This is a genomic window from Streptomyces akebiae, from assembly GCF_019599145.1.
GTDB classification, from domain to species: Bacteria; Actinomycetota; Actinomycetes; order Streptomycetales; family Streptomycetaceae; genus Streptomyces; species Streptomyces akebiae.
The window spans coordinates 9,124,814-9,139,839 of the sequence record NZ_CP080647.1 but is presented as its reverse complement, the minus strand read 5'-3'; the positions used below and the strand labels follow the sequence as shown (position 1 = coordinate 9,139,839).

Here is a 15,026-nt window from a genome sequence, read left to right as displayed (position 1 = left end):
CATCGGGCTGATCTCGATATTTTATCCGGGAATCGCCTGTTTGGTCTGTGGTGCCGGGTCGCGCCAGGAGATGGTGTTCTCGCCGATGAGGCGGCGGGCCATGAGGTCGGTCATGGCAAAGTGGATCATGGCTTCGCATCGGGTGGGCAGGGTTTCGTAGTCGCGGGCCAGGCGGCGGTGCAGCATGAGCCAGCCGTAGGTCCGTTCGACCGCCCACCGCTTCGGGATGGGAGTGAAACCTCTGGTCCCGGGCTTGCGAGCGGTGATTTCCATGTCGATGCCGAGAACGGCGGCATGTTCGACGAGGTGCTGGCGGTAGCCACCGTCGACCCACACCTTGCGGATGCCGGGATGGTCGGCGGCGACCTGGTCCAGGAGCCGGGCGCCGGCGGCGGAGTCCTGCACGCCTGCCGCAGTGACCAGCACGGCAAGCAGCAGTCCGAGGGTGTCGGTGACGATGTTCCGCTTCCTGCCGACGATCTTCTTCCCGGCATCGATGCCCTGGCCGGCGGCGGGAACGCTGGTGGAGGTCTTGACGCTCTGGGCGTCGATCACACAGGCCGACGGCTCGGCGTCCCGTCCTTCCTTCTCCCGTAGCAGTTGCCGCAGCAGGCCGTTGAGCTGGGCGAACACGCCGTCCTGCTGCCACTTGGCGAAGGAGTCCGTAGACCGTGTTCCAGTGCGGGAAGTCGTGTGGCAGGTAGCGCCACTGGACCCCGGTGCGGTCCACGTACAAGATCGCGGCCATGATGTCGCGCAGGTCGTGTTCCAGCGGCCGGCCGAAGCCCAGGGCCCTGCCGCGGCGCTCGAAACGCCAGGCCGAGAGCACCGGCTCGATCAACTCCCAGCGGGCACCGGACAGATCACTCGGATACGGGCGTCGTGTCGGCATGCTTCCGGCGTACCGCCGCGGACCGAGTGCGCCCAGGCACACAGCGACACCAACGGAAGCACGCGTCCGCGAAGGCCGGACGTCCTGGAATGAGACAGGCGTAAGACACCTCCCGCCTCACCTCGCACCCCATCTGAACAGCAAAAACCAACCCGCATCTCCAGCAGCACGAGCACCACAACCTGGCGGTCCGAAAACCCCTGGATACACGGGCAATCCAGGTGAAAACGACCTCTTAGACGACATGAGTGAAGGCGCGGCACTCCGGAACCACCAGCTCCACCTCGTGGGAATGCCTGTTGAGGTACTGCCCGATCGAGACGATCTCGCCATCAGCCGCAATGGTTGCGTACGCCTGTGCGTACCCGCGAGGATCCGTGTCCGAGGAGTAGACGCGAGCACCCTGATCTTGATGTATCCAGATGCGGTGCTCTTCGGCCACCGTCGCCTCGGACCCCACGGGTCCGATCTTCTCCAGGAGCACGTAGTGCAGCCCCAGGAGATCCAAGAGCTCTCGGTCACGTTCCCACACGGCCCCGGCGTACATGTTGCTCATCAGGAACAGCGGATCGCGGTACACGAGCCGTACCGCATCGGGCAACGACAGGCCTCGGCCGTTCCAACACAGGGCGCCACGTACCGAGTGGCGTAGGCCGTGGCGGGGTACGGCTTCGCCCATGACCATGGGCAGGAGATTCTCCAGGCCGTCTGGCCACCCATGGGTGGTTGTTTGCAGGAGGTCACAGGGGTTGTAGACGTGCAGTCCGACGTCTCCCTCACCAACCTTCGGGCCCACTTCGTCGAGCCAACCGGCCACCAGCGAATCCCACTCGTGGTTGCCGGCCAGGCTCTGCCGAGCCTCCTGCCGGAACGCCTTCCAACGGCTGGCTACCTGCGGGCTGACGCGGCTCCGCACCGGACACGATCGAAGAGATGGCGCACGACGCGGTGCGGTTCATCCATGCCCTTGGCTTCGACCAGGTCGATCTGCTCGGCCTGTCGCTGGGCGGCTTCATCGCACAGGTCATCGCGGAAGAAGAACCGCGCCTGGTCCGCAAGGTCATCCTCGCCTGCACAGGTCCCGCCGGTGGCGATGGCATCGACAAGGTTCCGGCTCTTGCCATCCAAGCCACGATCAAGGGCACCCTGACCTTTCGGGACCCGAAGCTCTCCCTCTTCTTCACCGACACCGCAAACGGCCGACGGGCAGGACGCGCCCTCCTGCGACGACTGAAGGAGCGCACGGACAACCGCGACAAGGACATATCGCTACCGGCGGTCCGTGCCCAGATGAAGGCCGTCAAACGATGGGGCCGCCAGTCACCGTCAGACCTGTCGACGATTCGCCAACCAGTCCTCGTGGCAAACGGCGAGAACGACCGGATGGTACCCAGCATGAACACCATCGACCTGGCCGCCCGCCTACCCAAGAGCGAACTTGTCCCCCTCTACCCTGACTCCGCCCACGGGGCCGTCTTCCAGAACCACGAGGATTTCGTCGCAAGGGCCATTGGGTTCCTCGAGTCCTGAGCTTGATCGAATGGCGCGCGAGCGTTGCCTCACATCGGCCGCGGTGACGCCCGGACGGAACACGATGAGGGCTGCGACTGATCTGGCGCGCCTCCCGCGGCGCGAACGTGGGCCGGGCTCCGATCCGGTGACAACCGAACTTCACGAGGGGAGAAGGCTAGAAATTAACGTATGGTCGTAATAGTATGACCGTTCGCCCATGAGGGATCAGGGGACCGCCCCCTCTCGGCCTATGGGCCCGCCCAATCGGCGCAGCGAAACGAGGCTCCCCGTGCATGACCTCCCGTTCCAGTCAGCCGTGGACCAGTTGAGTGCGCTGGCCTCGGGCGAGGTGTCGAGTGAGGAACTGCTCGATGTCTACCTGAGCCGCATCGACGCCCACAACCGGACGCTCAACGCGATCGTCACCCTCGACGTCGACCGGGCGCGGCGCGATGCAAGGAATGCCGACGCGAAACGCGAGAGCGGGGCAGAACTCGGTCCGCTGCACGGTCTGCCGATCACGCTGAAGGACAGCTACGAGACCGCCGGTCTGCGGACCGTGTGTGGCCGGCCCCACCTCCGGAACTACGTGCCCGAACAGGACGCCGAGGCGGTGCGACGGCTGCGTGCCGCAGGTGCGGTGATCATCGGCAAGACCAACATGCCCCCGGGGAACCAGGACGTCCAGGCGGACAACCCGGTGTTCGGACCGACTCTCAACCCGTGGAACACCGCGCGCACGTCCGGGGGCTCCGCAGGGGGCGGCGCCGTGGCCACGGCCGCGGGGCTGACCGCTTTCGACTTCGGCTCGGAGATCGGGGGATCCACCCGGATCCCCGCACACTTCAACGGCCTCTACGGACACAAGGCGACCTGGCGGTCCATCCCGCTCATCGGCCACGTGCCGGGCGGACCCGGTGTCGGGCGGTGGGGTGAGATCGACCTCGCCTGTGCGGGCGCCCAGGTGCGCGAGGCCCGCGACCTCGTCCCCATCCTCCACGCGACGGTGGGGCCGCCCGAGCGCGACGGCGGTTTCAGCTACACCCTCGCACCCCCCAGGGCGGGCGAGCTGGACGGCTTCCGCGTCGCGGTGTGGCCCGAGGATCCCTCGTGCCCCGTCGACCACGACGTCGCCACAGCGATGGACGACGCCCTCAATGCCCTCAAGGCGGCCGGCGCCAAGGTCGAGTTGCGGCCCTCCGGCCTCCCCGGTGACATGGCGACCAGTCATGACATTTTCCTACGCCTGCTGTTCGGTGCGTTCACCTACGACCGATCCGGACTGACAGCGGCCTCCAACACTGCGCTCCTCGCGCGTCTTGCCCAGCATCCTCGTGGAGAGGCGCTGTACGCCTTGCGCGGGACCTTCCAGTCCCACTACAGCTGGCTCCAGGCGGATGTGGCACGCCATGAGCTGCGGCAACGGTGGACCGAGTTCTTCCGGGACTTCGACGTCCTGCTCATGCCGGTCACCCCCACCACGGCACCGCCTCATCACAACAAACCGATCGACCGATTCGGACGGCGGATCCAGGTCAACGAGCGGTCCCGCCCGTACTGGGACCAGGTCAAGTGGAGCGCCATCGCCAACGTGGCCGGTTCTCCGGCGACGACCATTCCCGTCCGAACCGGCCGGGACGGTCTGCCTGTCGGGCTCCAGGTGATGGGTCCGAGCGGCGGCGACCTCACCACCATCAAGTTCGCCGAGCTCCTCGGCCGGGAACTCGAGGGCTACCAGCCCCCTCCGGCCTTCATGTGACGATCCGCCGACCGCACTGCCTGAACCCGCCCCCCGGCTGACGCCGACCGCACCGAAGAAGAGCCCGGATGAATACGCTGGACACCTCCCTCACTCTCCCGAACGGCCAGATACTGGCCAACCGCCTGATGAAGTCGGCGCTCAGCGAGTCGTTGGGGAACAGGGCCAACGCACCCGACGAACGCCTCGGCCGTCTGTACTCCACATGGAGCAGGGGCGGCTACGGCCTCATGATCACCGGCAACGTCATGGTCGACCGCACACAGCTCGGCGAACCGGGCAACATCGTCATCGAGGACGAGCGTGATCTAGGCGCTCTCTCGCGCTGGGCCAAGTCGGCCCAGGACTCGGGCGGTGCGATCTGGGCACAGCTCAACCACCCCGGGCGCCAGGCCAACCCGTTGGCACTCGGGCACACGCCCGTGGCGCCCAGCCCGATCCCGGCGAAACTTCCCGGAGCCACGACGCCGCGGGAGCTGCGACCGGCAGAGATCGAGGAGATCATCGAACGCTTCGCCACGGCCGCGGCCGTGTGCGAGACAGCCGGCTTCAACGGCGTTCAGGTGCAAGGGGCCCACGGGTATCTCATCTCGCAGTTCCTGTCACCGCTGTCGAACCGACGCGACGACAAGTGGGGCGGTGACCTCCAGGGGCGGATGCGTTTCGGCCTGGAGGTCGTCCGCCGCATCCGTGGCCGCGTCGGGCCCGGCTTCGCGGTGGGCATCAAACTCAACTCGGCGGACTTCCAGCGCGGCGGATTCACCGAGGCCGAGTCCCAGGCCGTGCTGGCGGCGCTCGCCCGCGAAGGCATCGACCTCATCGAGGTCAGCGGCGGTACGTACGAGTCCATGGCGATGAGCGGCTCGGCGGCCCCCAGCACCAGGGCACGCGAGGCGTACTTCCTGGAGTACGCCCGCACCGTTCGCAAGCTCGTGGGCGACATCCCCCTCGCCGTCACAGGCGGATTCCGTACCCGCGACGCCATGCAGCGAGCCGTACAAGCCGGCGAATGCGACGTGGTCGGCATCGGCCGGCCGACCATCACCACGCCGGACGCGGGCCGGCTCATCCTCGAAGGACGAGCCGAGGCACTCACGGCTCACCAGGTGCGCTACGGCATGAGAAACCTGCTGGGCAAGATCACCGACCTGAAGGCCCTGGACGGGGTACTGGACATCAGCTGGCACACCGACCAGATACACCGCCTCGGGGACGGCCTGCGCCCCGACCTGAAGCGCGGCAGCCTTGCCACCACCGTCGCGATGGTTCGGCGAAACGGCCGCACCTCGTTCCGCGCCAAGCGAGGCGGGTCATGAGCGCCCGCAGCTCAACGGGCTGGAGCCCCCGCCGAGTCCGCCTCGGGAAGTGCTGCGGCGGACGGGTCCGGTCGTCGTGTTCACGGCGCTGCCTTCGAACTCGGCGAGAACAGGGGACCTTGCCTTGTGGCGCGTAGGTGACGCTGCGCGTGAAGCGTCCAGCGTGTTGCCGCCGCCGTCCGATATCATGGCATGAATTGCAACATTCGACGGGATCACGCCATGGCACCTGTGCACCGAGTCGTCGTTCTGGCCGTAGAAGGCGTTTACCCCTTCGAACTAGGCATTCCCAGCCGGGTTTTCGGAGCAGCGGACGGCCGCTACGAGGTCATCACCTGCAGCGTCGACGGCCGCCCGGTACGCACCAACTCCGACTTCTCGATCACCGTCGAGCACGGCCCGGAAGCGCTGCGCACCGCCGACACCGTCGTCATCCCACCCTTCACCTCCACCGACGTCACAGCGGGGATTCCTCAAGTGCTGGTCCAGGCACTCGCGTCCGTGACCCCGGGCACCCGCCTCGTATCGATCTGCACCGGCGCTTTCGTCCTCGCCGCAGCCGGTCTCCTCGACGGTCGGCCGGCCACCACCCACTGGATGGTCGCGGACCTCTTTCGAACACGCTTCCCACAAGTCGCACTCGATCCGGACGTACTTTTCATCGACGACGGAGACGTGCTGACCTCGGCCGGGGCCGCCTCCGGGCTCGACGTCTGCCTGCACATCATCCGCAAGGACCACGGCAGCGAAGTCGCCAACCGGGTGGCCCGCATGTGCGTCGCCCCTCCGTGGCGCGAAGGAGGGCAGGCGCAGTACATCCTGCACCCGGTGCCCGAGACCACGGCCAACGGGACGGCCACCGCCCGCCAGTGGGCCCTGGAAAACCTCCACGAACCCATGACTCTCACGGACCTCGCCGAGCACTCCCACATGAGCTTGCGCACCTTCGCCCGCCGCTTCACCGAGGAAGTGGGCATGAGCCCGGGACGCTGGCTGATCCGGCAGCGCGTCGACCGGGCACGGCACCTCCTGGAAACCACCGACCTGCCGGTGGACGAGATCGCCGGCCAAGTCGGCTTCGCCGGCGGCACATCCCTGCGCGAACACCTGCATGCCGCCATCGGCGTCTCCCCACTCAGCTACCGGCGCACCTTCCGCGGCACCCCGTCCCCTACGCACTGAGAAGCGTCCCGCACCTACCGCCCTGCCAAGCCGACTGCTGACGGCATCCATGACGCCGTGGCCCCGAAAACCCTGAGCGGCGACCGTCCCCGTCAGACGTTCCGGGGCCGGGCAGCCGGTGACGGCCGGTTCCGTGGTTCCTATGACGACCTGCGCGCCGGTCGGCCCCCTCGACCCTCGGCCGACCCTCCCGTCCAAGTGCGCCCAGGGGCAGATCCAGGACGGATGCGTGTATGTACGTACGCCCGAAATGACGGAGTCAATGGTGACGGATACACCGAACAACGCATCGATCGGCGTCACCGCCGAGCGATCCGATGCCGCGCGCAATCGCTCCCGGCTACTGGGAGCGGCCGCACAACTGATCGCTGAACAGGGAGCCGAGAAGGTGACGATGCGGGAGGTAGCCGAAGCCGCCGGGGTAGGAAAGGGCACGCTCTATCGCCGGTTCGGCAACCGCAACGGCCTCCTGGTCGCTCTCCTCGACGAAGCCGAGGCGGAGTTCCAGGATGTGCATACCTCGGGTCCTCCTCCCCTGGGGCCAGGAGCACCTGCGCAAGAGCGTCTGGCAGCGTTCGGCTGCGCGCTGCTTGAGCGCATCGCCGCCGACGCGGACCTGGGCGCCGCGCTGGGACGCCAGGTGTCCTACGCACGCCGCAATGCCTCGGACACCGGCCGGACCTACCACCGTCATGTCTCAACTCTCCTGCGAGAGACCGGAGTAGACGGAGACCACGACATGCTGGCCCACGCCCTTCTCGCCTTCACGAGCTTCGAAGCCGCGGACTACCTGCGCAAGGAGCGCGGGGTGGCCACCGCACACCTGCAGGCCACCTGGGTGGACCTGGTACGGCGGCTGCCCCAACCCGAAGGACCGTGACGGAGATCATCACTACGGTAAGAAACCGGGCAGCCCGGGAATACAGCCGGTCACCCCATCAGACGCAGCCCGTCCTCGAAGTCGATGCGCGCGAGGTCTGCGCGCGAGACGATACCGAGTTTGGGGAACACGTTGGCCAGGTGATGACTCACCGTGCGGGGACTGATCAGCAACTGCGCCCCGATCTCCCGGTTGGTGAGCCCCTCCGCGGCCAGCTTGACGACTCTCAACTCCTGTGCCGTAAGGGTTGCTTGTGCCCGCGCGGAGTCACGGCGTGGTTGCTGCCCGGCCAGTTCCTGTTCGGCCCGGGTGCGGGCGAGCAAGGGAGCCGCGCCGAGCCGCTCGAAGGTTTTCGCGGCTTCGGCCAGCTGTGTCCGGGCATCTGTGCGGCGGCGGGCCCGCCTGAGCCACTCGCCGTACAGCAGTCGCGTCCGGGCGTAGTTGAAGGGCCGCGACTCGGCTCCGGGGACCTCCAGCGCAAGCCGGAACTGCTTCTCCGCATCGTCTCGGGATGCCAGCAGTGCATGGACCAGGTGCGTCGCGGAGATCACCCACGGTGCGTTCGTACGTTCGGCCCACCTTCGCAACAGCCGTGCCTGTTCCTCGGCCGTCGCCCGCCGCCCGACCTGGAGGGCGGCCTCGGCGGTGTCCGGCGCGGCGAGCACCGCGATGGTGGCGTTCACCGCTTGATGTCCGTGCTCACCCAGCCGGACCAGGCGGTCCAGCGCCTCCTCGGCCCGGCCTGCGAAGAGCGCCGACATGCCGAGGTTCCACTCAGCGCAGGCACTGAAGACGCGCACCCCACGTGGCACCCATACCTCGATGCACCAAGCGGCGAAGTCTGCGACGGTCCGCTCCTCGCCTCGGGCGGCTGCCAGCCATCCGAGATTGGCGCGGCACTGCGCCGCCAGGTGGTCATCGCCGGTCCCCTCGGCCACTTGGAGCCCCTCAAGGGCGTTCGCCGTGGCCGAGGCCCAGGAGCTTCGCGCGATGTCGAGCGCCACAGTCTGGGCCAGCGCCTGGGTCAGCGCGGTGACCTGGTCCGTGTGCCGCAGCATGTCGATTTCACGGCGGAGCGCCTCGTGCAGGGCGGACTCGATGCCCCAGGCCACCGCCAGAGGTGCCGGGGGCATCAGGAGCCAGGAACTGCCGCTGAGCCGGGTGAGGATTTCAGGGACGGGGGCCACGCCCTGCTGTCGGTCATCGGCGCCGCCGCTCTCCTCCGTCCACCATTGGCGCAGCAACGGCAGCAGATCGGCGTTCGGGAAATTCCTTTGCGGGAGCCGCCGCTCGAGCCGTTGGAGCGCCTCGCGCTGCAGTGCGTCATGACTGGCCGCCCACGCCGCCCGCAGCGCCATACTGCCGAGCATCAACGCCTGACCGGGATCGGCCACCCGCTCCATGTCCCGGGTCAGCTGACGGCAGGCGGTTTCCAGATCGCCGTGTGCGAACTCGATCAGCCCGCGCAACCCCATGCTGAGCTCCGCGACCGTGGCCGCGGAGGACATCCCTTCGGCCCGCTCCAGCATGCCCCGCGCCACCCCGACGTGGCCGGCCTCCCAGGCCGCCCTCGCTCCGTGAGCCAGTCGCCTGGCCGCGTCGTCCGTTGAAGGGGAGAATTTCGCCGCACGCCGCAGGGCACGGGCAGCCGTGGCACAGCCACCGCGCGCCCAGGACCGGTGGGCCGACTCCTCCAGCAGCCGGGCCACCTCCTCGTCGGGTAGCCCCACGGCTTCCAAAGCTGCGGCGAGGTGCCAAGGCCGCAGTTCATCGGCGTTCTCACCGGTCAGCACGGAGGCGAGCGCATGATGAACGGCCTGGCGGTTCGCGGGCGGCGCCAAGTCGTAGACCACCGCCTCCATCAGCTGGTGGCGGAAGCAGATGCGACCGTCCGAGCGCTCGGTGAGCAGGCCCGAGTGCAGCGCCTCGTCCCACGCGACTGCGTCGAGGCCGAGCACAAGTCCGGCCTGGCACATGGTGTTTCGATCGCTACGGTCATCGGAGGCGGCGAGAAGGAGCGCGGTGCGGGCAGCCGCGGACAACCTCTCGATCCGGGCGCGGAAGGCACGGCGCAGGCGTGGCCCTACGGCGACCTGCTTATCGGCAAAAGGGTGCGCCGAGATGTCGCCGGCCGCCAGGGACGTGGGCAGTTCCTGGAGTGCGAGGGGATTCCCGGCTGCCGCGTGGACCGTGCGGCGGATCACCGCCTCGTCCGCGTGTGGTGCGACGGCCCGGGCGAGGAGCTGGGCGTCCTCGTCGCCTAGCTTCTGGACCTCCATGGCCGCCGCGTTCTCCCAGGGGCCGTCGACGGGGTCGTCGTGTCCGGTGAGGAGCATGACCACGGGCTCGTTGCGCAGTCGGCGCGCGGCGAAGGCCAGGCACTGTGCGGATGGCTCGTCGAGCCATTGGGCGTCGTCGGCGATGATGAGCACCGGCCGTTCCTTGGCCAGCTCACCGACGAGCGTCAGTACGGCCACGCCGATCAGGAACCGGTCCGCCACGTCGCCGCTCATCCCGAGCGCCCCGTTCAAGGCGTTGGCCTGCGGCTCCGGAAGGGTGCTGATCCGCTCCGTCACCGGCCACAGCAATTCTTGCAGAGCGGCGAACGTGAGCCCCGACTCAAGACGAGTGCCCGCGCATCTCAAGACAGTGAAGTCCGCAGCCGCGGACTCAGCCACGTATTCCAGCAGGGCGGTCTTGCCGATGCCGGGGTCACCCCACAGCACCAGCGTTGCCCCGTCGCCTTGCCGAGCACCGTCAAGGATCCGGTCAAGGGCTGCCTGCTCCTGGCGTCGTCCGTAAAGGTCCATTTGCTTGAAAGCTTAAATGACTGCGCTCACCCCGAGCCACTCCCGCTGCCCCGTTCAACCAGACTTGACGGTTCCATGACCGATATGGCGACGGATCCGGTGCCGTTCCTTCATCGATAGCGTCGGAAACGTGATCTGCACGTTCGCGAAGTGCGCCGTCGGCCCGACCACCGGAGGCATCAGCATACTCGGCCATGCCGTTCCCGCGAGGGACTTCGATGGGCAACTCCGCACGCTCAACCGGCGACCGACTGTCGCCCGTGGAGACGTACGGCGCCGACTCCGTCATCCGTGACGACGGCGGGATACCGGAGTGACACCCATACTCATCACAGTCGGGCCTGGTCGATCTCGACGCCCTGTTGCGGTGGGACCGCGCCGCCACCCCGCACACCGAGGGCGACGCGGCAGGCCGCACCCTGGGCTCCAGCTCGCCGTCCACCGCATCGTCCACCAAGTCCTGACCAACATCGTCAAGTACGCCGCATCCTTGGCACGCGACGCATGTCATCGTCATCCCCACCCTCGACACGGCAGACGTCACCGCCGAGGACACCGGACCGTCGTGCACCCCACGGGTGGACGGCCATGTCGGCGGCGGTCAGCGGCTGTTGGCATACGCAAGCGGGTTGCCCTCCGCCAAGGAGAGGGCGTCGCGGGCCCCAACTCCCGCGGTGATCGGACCGTCCGTGCCCTTCTCGGCCCCACCAGCCCCACCACCCCCACCACCGCTCACACGGAGACTTGGCATGACCACCGTTCTCATCGTCGACGACCACGCCCTGCAGCGCTTCGGCTTCCGGATACTTCTGGAACAGCACCCCGATCTGACCGTGGTGGGCGAGGCCGCACACGGAACGGAGGCGGTCCGCAAAGTCGCTGAACTGCGCCCCGACGTCGTACTCATGGACGTACGGATGCCCGGCATGGACGGCATCGAGGCCACCCGCCGCATCATCGAGGCCGAAGGCCGCTCCCGCGTCCTGATCCTGACCACCTTCGACATCGACGAGCACGCGTACGACGCCCTGCGGGCCGGCGCCAGGGGGTTTCTGCTGAAGGACGCGCCACCCGACGAACTCGTCGCGGGTATCCGGTCCGTGGCCGCCGGGGACGTGGTCATCGCCCCCAGCCTGACTCGCCAGCTCATCGACACCTTCCCCGACCGGCTGCCCGGCCGCGCCCCCGGCCACCAGCGGCAGCCCGCCTTCCTGACCCGGCGCGAACACGGATCCCTGACCCGGCGCGAGCGCGAAGTGCTGACTGCCATGGCCTCCGGCTGGAGCAACATCGAGATCGGCGAGCGGTTGTCGCTGGCCGAATCCACCGTGAAGACCCACGTCAGCCACATCCTCGCCAAGATCGGCGCCCGCGACCGCGTCCAGGCCGTGATCTTCGCCTACGACACCGGACTGGTCAGGCCGGCACGACCGGCACCGCCGCGCCCGACCAGCGCCGACCGCAGAGGTCCTCACGCTCTGCCTACAGTCGGCTGACCAGTCATGCGCACAGTCAGCCTGCCGCTGTCGGTGCTCGGCTTCACGCCGAGCCAGCGGCATTCAATGATTCAGAAGGTGCGGACCATTTCGGAGCCCGAAGAAGTCGGCGGCCATCGGTGAGGAAGACACTGTCAGGCGGCTACTCATAGCGTCGGCACCGGGAAGAGCAGGGACACCTTGGCGCCCGACTCCCGTGCCGGCGCCGGGCTCATGGCCCGCGCCGTGGTCCGGGTCCGGCCATGGGCGAAGACGAACACACGCAGCACCAGGAAACGCCCGATGCCCGCGAGTCCGGCGGCGGTGAGGTAGACGACCTGCTCATAGAACACTCCGGCCGACGGCTGCACGAGATGCAGGACGAGCACCGCGGTGGAGGTCACCACATAAGCGGCCGTGGCCGACCCTGTGGACTGCCAGTGCTCACGCCATCCGGCACGCCCTGCCCCGAAGGTGAAACGGGCGTGGAGCTCCGTACTGAGGAGAGTCGAGGCGACGGTGATCAGAGCATTCGCCGCAGCCCAGGGCATCAGTCCGGCGAGACCGACCACGGCGGTGCTGGACGCGACCCCGACGCCACCACCCAACAGGACGAACCGGGCGAAGGAGGCGATGGGACCAGGGGCCGGGCTCCGTCCCCCGGCGGTCGTGTCGGCGTCCGCCCACTTCGAACCCCACGGCTCCCCGGCCGCCCCCGGCGCCATCTTCGACAAGACCAGCAACTTCACGGGAAGCCCCTTTCGGCTGGGAGGGCTACTGGTCCTCTTTGGCCAGCGGGTTCACGGGGGGGCGATGCGCCAGCACGCTTACGCGCCTTTTACATTACGACCGTACGACCATAAGTGGCCAGCCGACTCACAGACAAGGACCTGATCCAACATAGAATTATGATCGTACTCACATGCGGTGCGAGGAGCGGGCTCCCCGCAGCACACCCCGCCGCGACGATCGCGTCGCTGCGCAGGCCACGAGTCCGGGTGGCATCCCTCCCGTGACTTCTCCACCGATGCCCCTCCACGCGCACTGGGCGGCACGAACAGGGCGGCCGCCGAACCGAAGAGACTCCGTTACCGACCGCTGCACGCTGCCTCCCGCATCACGCCGAGGGGCGGACAGGGCATGACTTAGCAGGGTCAGCCGACCCAACGCAGAACGGAGGCGACGACGCTCTGGCGCACCGGGATCCCGGTGAACGCGCCTCCTAGCGCGTGTCTCTTTGATGGGTTGGTCAGTTGATCGGATGTGTCCGTCCGATTAGTGATCACCGATGCGATGTGGGACCGGATCGAGCCGCCGATGCCGGCGGATCCGGTCCGCGGGCGGCGATGGGCCGACCACCGCCGCACCCTCAAAGCCATCGCGTGGAAGTACCGCACCAACTCGCCCTGGGCGACCTTCCCAACCAGCTCGGCTCGTTCCAGACCGCTCACAAGCGGCTGATCAGATGGGCCGTCGACGGCACCTGGGAGAGGATCCTCGCCGCCGTCCTGGCAGTGGCGGACGCCGACGACGACATCGACTGGACCGTGTCGGTGGACTCCACCGTCGTCCGGGCCCACCAGCACGCCGCCGGAGCACTCAAAAGGGGCGGCCCGCTCCGGCGAACCCGCCGACCACGCGCTCGGACGCTCTCGCGGCGGACTGAGCACCAAGGTCCACCCCGCTGCAGACGGCCACGCACGGCCCCTCGCCTTCACTGTCACCGCAGGCCAGGCAGGTGATGCACCCGCCTTCGAGATGGGGATGTCCCGCATCCGCGTGCCCCGCGAGGGCCCGGGCAGGCCTCGGACCCGGCCCCTGGCCGTTCTGGCCGACCGCGCGTATTCCTCACGCGCCATTCGCAGCCACCTGCGGCGCCGGGGCATCCGCGCGGTCATCCCGCAGCCGTCCGACCAAGTCGGCCACCGCCTGCGGCGAGGCCGACTCGGTGGCCGTCCGCCCGGCTTCGACAGCAAGGCCTACAAGCAGCGAAACACCGTCGAACGGTGCATGTGCGCCACGAGGCGCCTTGTTGTATCCCCGGCCCAGCCGGGAGGAATTGGAGGGATATTCCTGGGCCTGATGGCTCACCTGGATCCGAAAGGTGATGGGGACCAGAGCATGCCAGAGAATCAGCGACCGGGCTCAGTTGCCAGGGACGGTGCACTGAGGGGCCCGCGTGATAAGGCGAAAGCTGTATTGCCTGAACTCCAATCTCCAGTCGATGAAAGTTCGCATCCATCGGAAAGGCTACTAAAACCGATGCCATGTCCTGTGACGGCTTTGATGCATGGCCGACGCACCCTCTGCGGCGTGGGCGATGTCCAGTGAGGACATTCGAGGAGATGAGTGGGGCACCTACGTCACGCCATGAAGTGCAATAAGGACGAACGCGGGATTTCGCCTACGGGGCGCGAGCCCTAGGGCGACGGATTACCTCTCAACGACGACGACTACACCATTGTCAACGTCTACGGGGCCGAGTATCGGGGCTTCGTCCAGTACTACCTTCTGGCCGGCAACGTATGCCGATTGCATCGGCTGCGTTGGGCCATGGAAACCTCGTTGCTCAAGACACTGGCAGCGAAGCACCGCTCGACGGTGTCCAAGATGACGGCCCGTTACAGGCCAAAGTCGAGACACCGTATGGGCTCCGCACATGCTTCGATGCCAGTTGTCGGCGTACGGACTTTTCTCCCCAGTTGCGTACGGCCCAACGTCCCCAGCTCTGACCGCGGGCAGCGGCAGCACGGCAGAGGATCTCGGTTGAGATCGATGCCCCGACCAGGGACACTCGCGCGATGAGCCACAGCACATCGTCTGAACCGATCGAGCGAGGGTGGGACGAGCCCTGGTATCGGGTCCGCACGGAGGGCTTCCAGGCGTCGTTCCTGCCCAGCGACGGCGAGGACTTGGACGAGGTCTGCAACGTCGATGTCTTCGTGACTCTGAAGGATGAATCTCGTTGGACCGCGACCGTGTTCACCGTCGCGGAAGTCGAGCGCCTGATGAAACTCTGGGCAGGGACCGACGAGGCCCTCGGGGGCCGGTACTTCTGGGTCTCGGACGGCCTGATCGTCAGGGATCCCGGCATCGACAACATGACCGACGTGATCGCCGGACTGATCGAGAACGGCGAGTTCTCCGAGATCTTTCAGCGGGTGAGCAACAACTGATCAAGTGCTCGGCCGGCGGAAGCG

The 15,026-nt window shown here is 67.6% G+C and carries 11 protein-coding genes and 3 pseudogenes; 10 read left to right on the top strand and 4 right to left on the bottom strand.

The features are described from left to right. Positions 1-21: 21 nt before the first annotated feature. Positions 22-892: pseudogene (locus K1J60_RS39745) on the bottom strand (IS5 family transposase). A gap of 235 nt (positions 893-1,127) precedes the next feature. Continuing rightward, positions 1,128-1,808 (bottom strand): hypothetical protein, encoded by a 681-nt coding sequence (locus tag K1J60_RS39740; protein WP_220650442.1) that lies wholly within the window; start codon positions 1,806-1,808, stop codon positions 1,128-1,130. 17 nt (positions 1,809-1,825) lie between these two features. On the opposite strand from K1J60_RS39740, the gene K1J60_RS39735 reads away from it, so the two are divergent. The 5 genes from K1J60_RS39735 (at position 1,826) to K1J60_RS39715 (ending at position 7,541) form a co-directional block, all read left to right on the top strand. Continuing rightward, a complete protein-coding gene (locus K1J60_RS39735; RefSeq protein ID WP_259408114.1) occupies positions 1,826-2,422 on the top strand; it encodes an alpha/beta fold hydrolase in 597 nt (198 codons plus the stop codon). A 271-nt stretch (positions 2,423-2,693) separates the two neighbouring features. After that, entirely contained in the window at positions 2,694-4,163 is a 1,470-nt protein-coding gene (locus K1J60_RS39730; protein WP_220650441.1) for an amidase, read from the top strand. 68 nt (positions 4,164-4,231) lie between these two features. Next, positions 4,232-5,479 (top strand): NADH:flavin oxidoreductase/NADH oxidase family protein, encoded by a 1,248-nt coding sequence (locus K1J60_RS39725; RefSeq protein ID WP_220650440.1) that lies wholly within the window; start codon positions 4,232-4,234, stop codon positions 5,477-5,479. Between the two features lie 222 nt (positions 5,480-5,701). Beyond that, complete coding sequence (locus K1J60_RS39720) at positions 5,702-6,661, top strand: GlxA family transcriptional regulator (RefSeq protein ID WP_220650439.1); 960 nt, start codon at positions 5,702-5,704, stop codon at positions 6,659-6,661. Positions 6,662-6,923: 262 nt separating this feature from the next. Continuing rightward, positions 6,924-7,541 (top strand): TetR/AcrR family transcriptional regulator, encoded by a 618-nt coding sequence (locus K1J60_RS39715; RefSeq protein ID WP_220651912.1) that lies wholly within the window; start codon positions 6,924-6,926, stop codon positions 7,539-7,541. A 50-nt stretch (positions 7,542-7,591) separates the two neighbouring features. Here the strand turns inward: K1J60_RS39715 and K1J60_RS39710 are convergent, their stop codons facing one another. Beyond that, the gene (locus tag K1J60_RS39710) at positions 7,592-10,351 is read right to left on the bottom strand and encodes an AAA family ATPase (protein ID WP_220650438.1); all 2,760 of its coding nucleotides are present in this window, start codon (positions 10,349-10,351) and stop codon (positions 7,592-7,594) included. 749 nt (positions 10,352-11,100) lie between these two features. On the opposite strand from K1J60_RS39710, the gene K1J60_RS39705 reads away from it, so the two are divergent. After that, positions 11,101-11,847 (top strand): response regulator, encoded by a 747-nt coding sequence (locus K1J60_RS39705; RefSeq protein ID WP_220650437.1) that lies wholly within the window; start codon positions 11,101-11,103, stop codon positions 11,845-11,847. Between the two features lie 146 nt (positions 11,848-11,993). On the opposite strand, the gene K1J60_RS39700 is transcribed toward K1J60_RS39705, so the two are convergent. Then, positions 11,994-12,575, bottom strand: coding sequence for a GtrA domain-containing protein (locus K1J60_RS39700; protein ID WP_259408113.1), 582 nt, complete (start codon positions 12,573-12,575; stop codon positions 11,994-11,996). A gap of 544 nt (positions 12,576-13,119) precedes the next feature. On the opposite strand from K1J60_RS39700, the gene K1J60_RS47285 reads away from it, so the two are divergent. The 4 genes and pseudogenes from K1J60_RS47285 (at position 13,120) to K1J60_RS39685 (ending at position 15,002) form a co-directional block, all read left to right on the top strand. Then, positions 13,120-13,287: a transposase gene (locus K1J60_RS47285; RefSeq protein ID WP_398684338.1), complete on the top strand. Its 168-nt coding sequence runs from the start codon at positions 13,120-13,122 to the stop codon at positions 13,285-13,287. Between the two features lie 183 nt (positions 13,288-13,470). Beyond that, positions 13,471-14,157, top strand: a pseudogene (locus tag K1J60_RS47280) (transposase); the annotation flags it as partial. Positions 14,158-14,265: 108 nt separating this feature from the next. After that, positions 14,266-14,513, top strand: a pseudogene (locus K1J60_RS46975) (group II intron reverse transcriptase/maturase); the annotation flags it as partial. A 114-nt stretch (positions 14,514-14,627) separates the two neighbouring features. Then, positions 14,628-15,002, top strand: a complete 375-nt coding sequence (locus K1J60_RS39685) for a hypothetical protein (protein ID WP_220650436.1) — start codon at positions 14,628-14,630, stop codon at positions 15,000-15,002. Positions 15,003-15,026 lie beyond the last annotated feature (24 nt).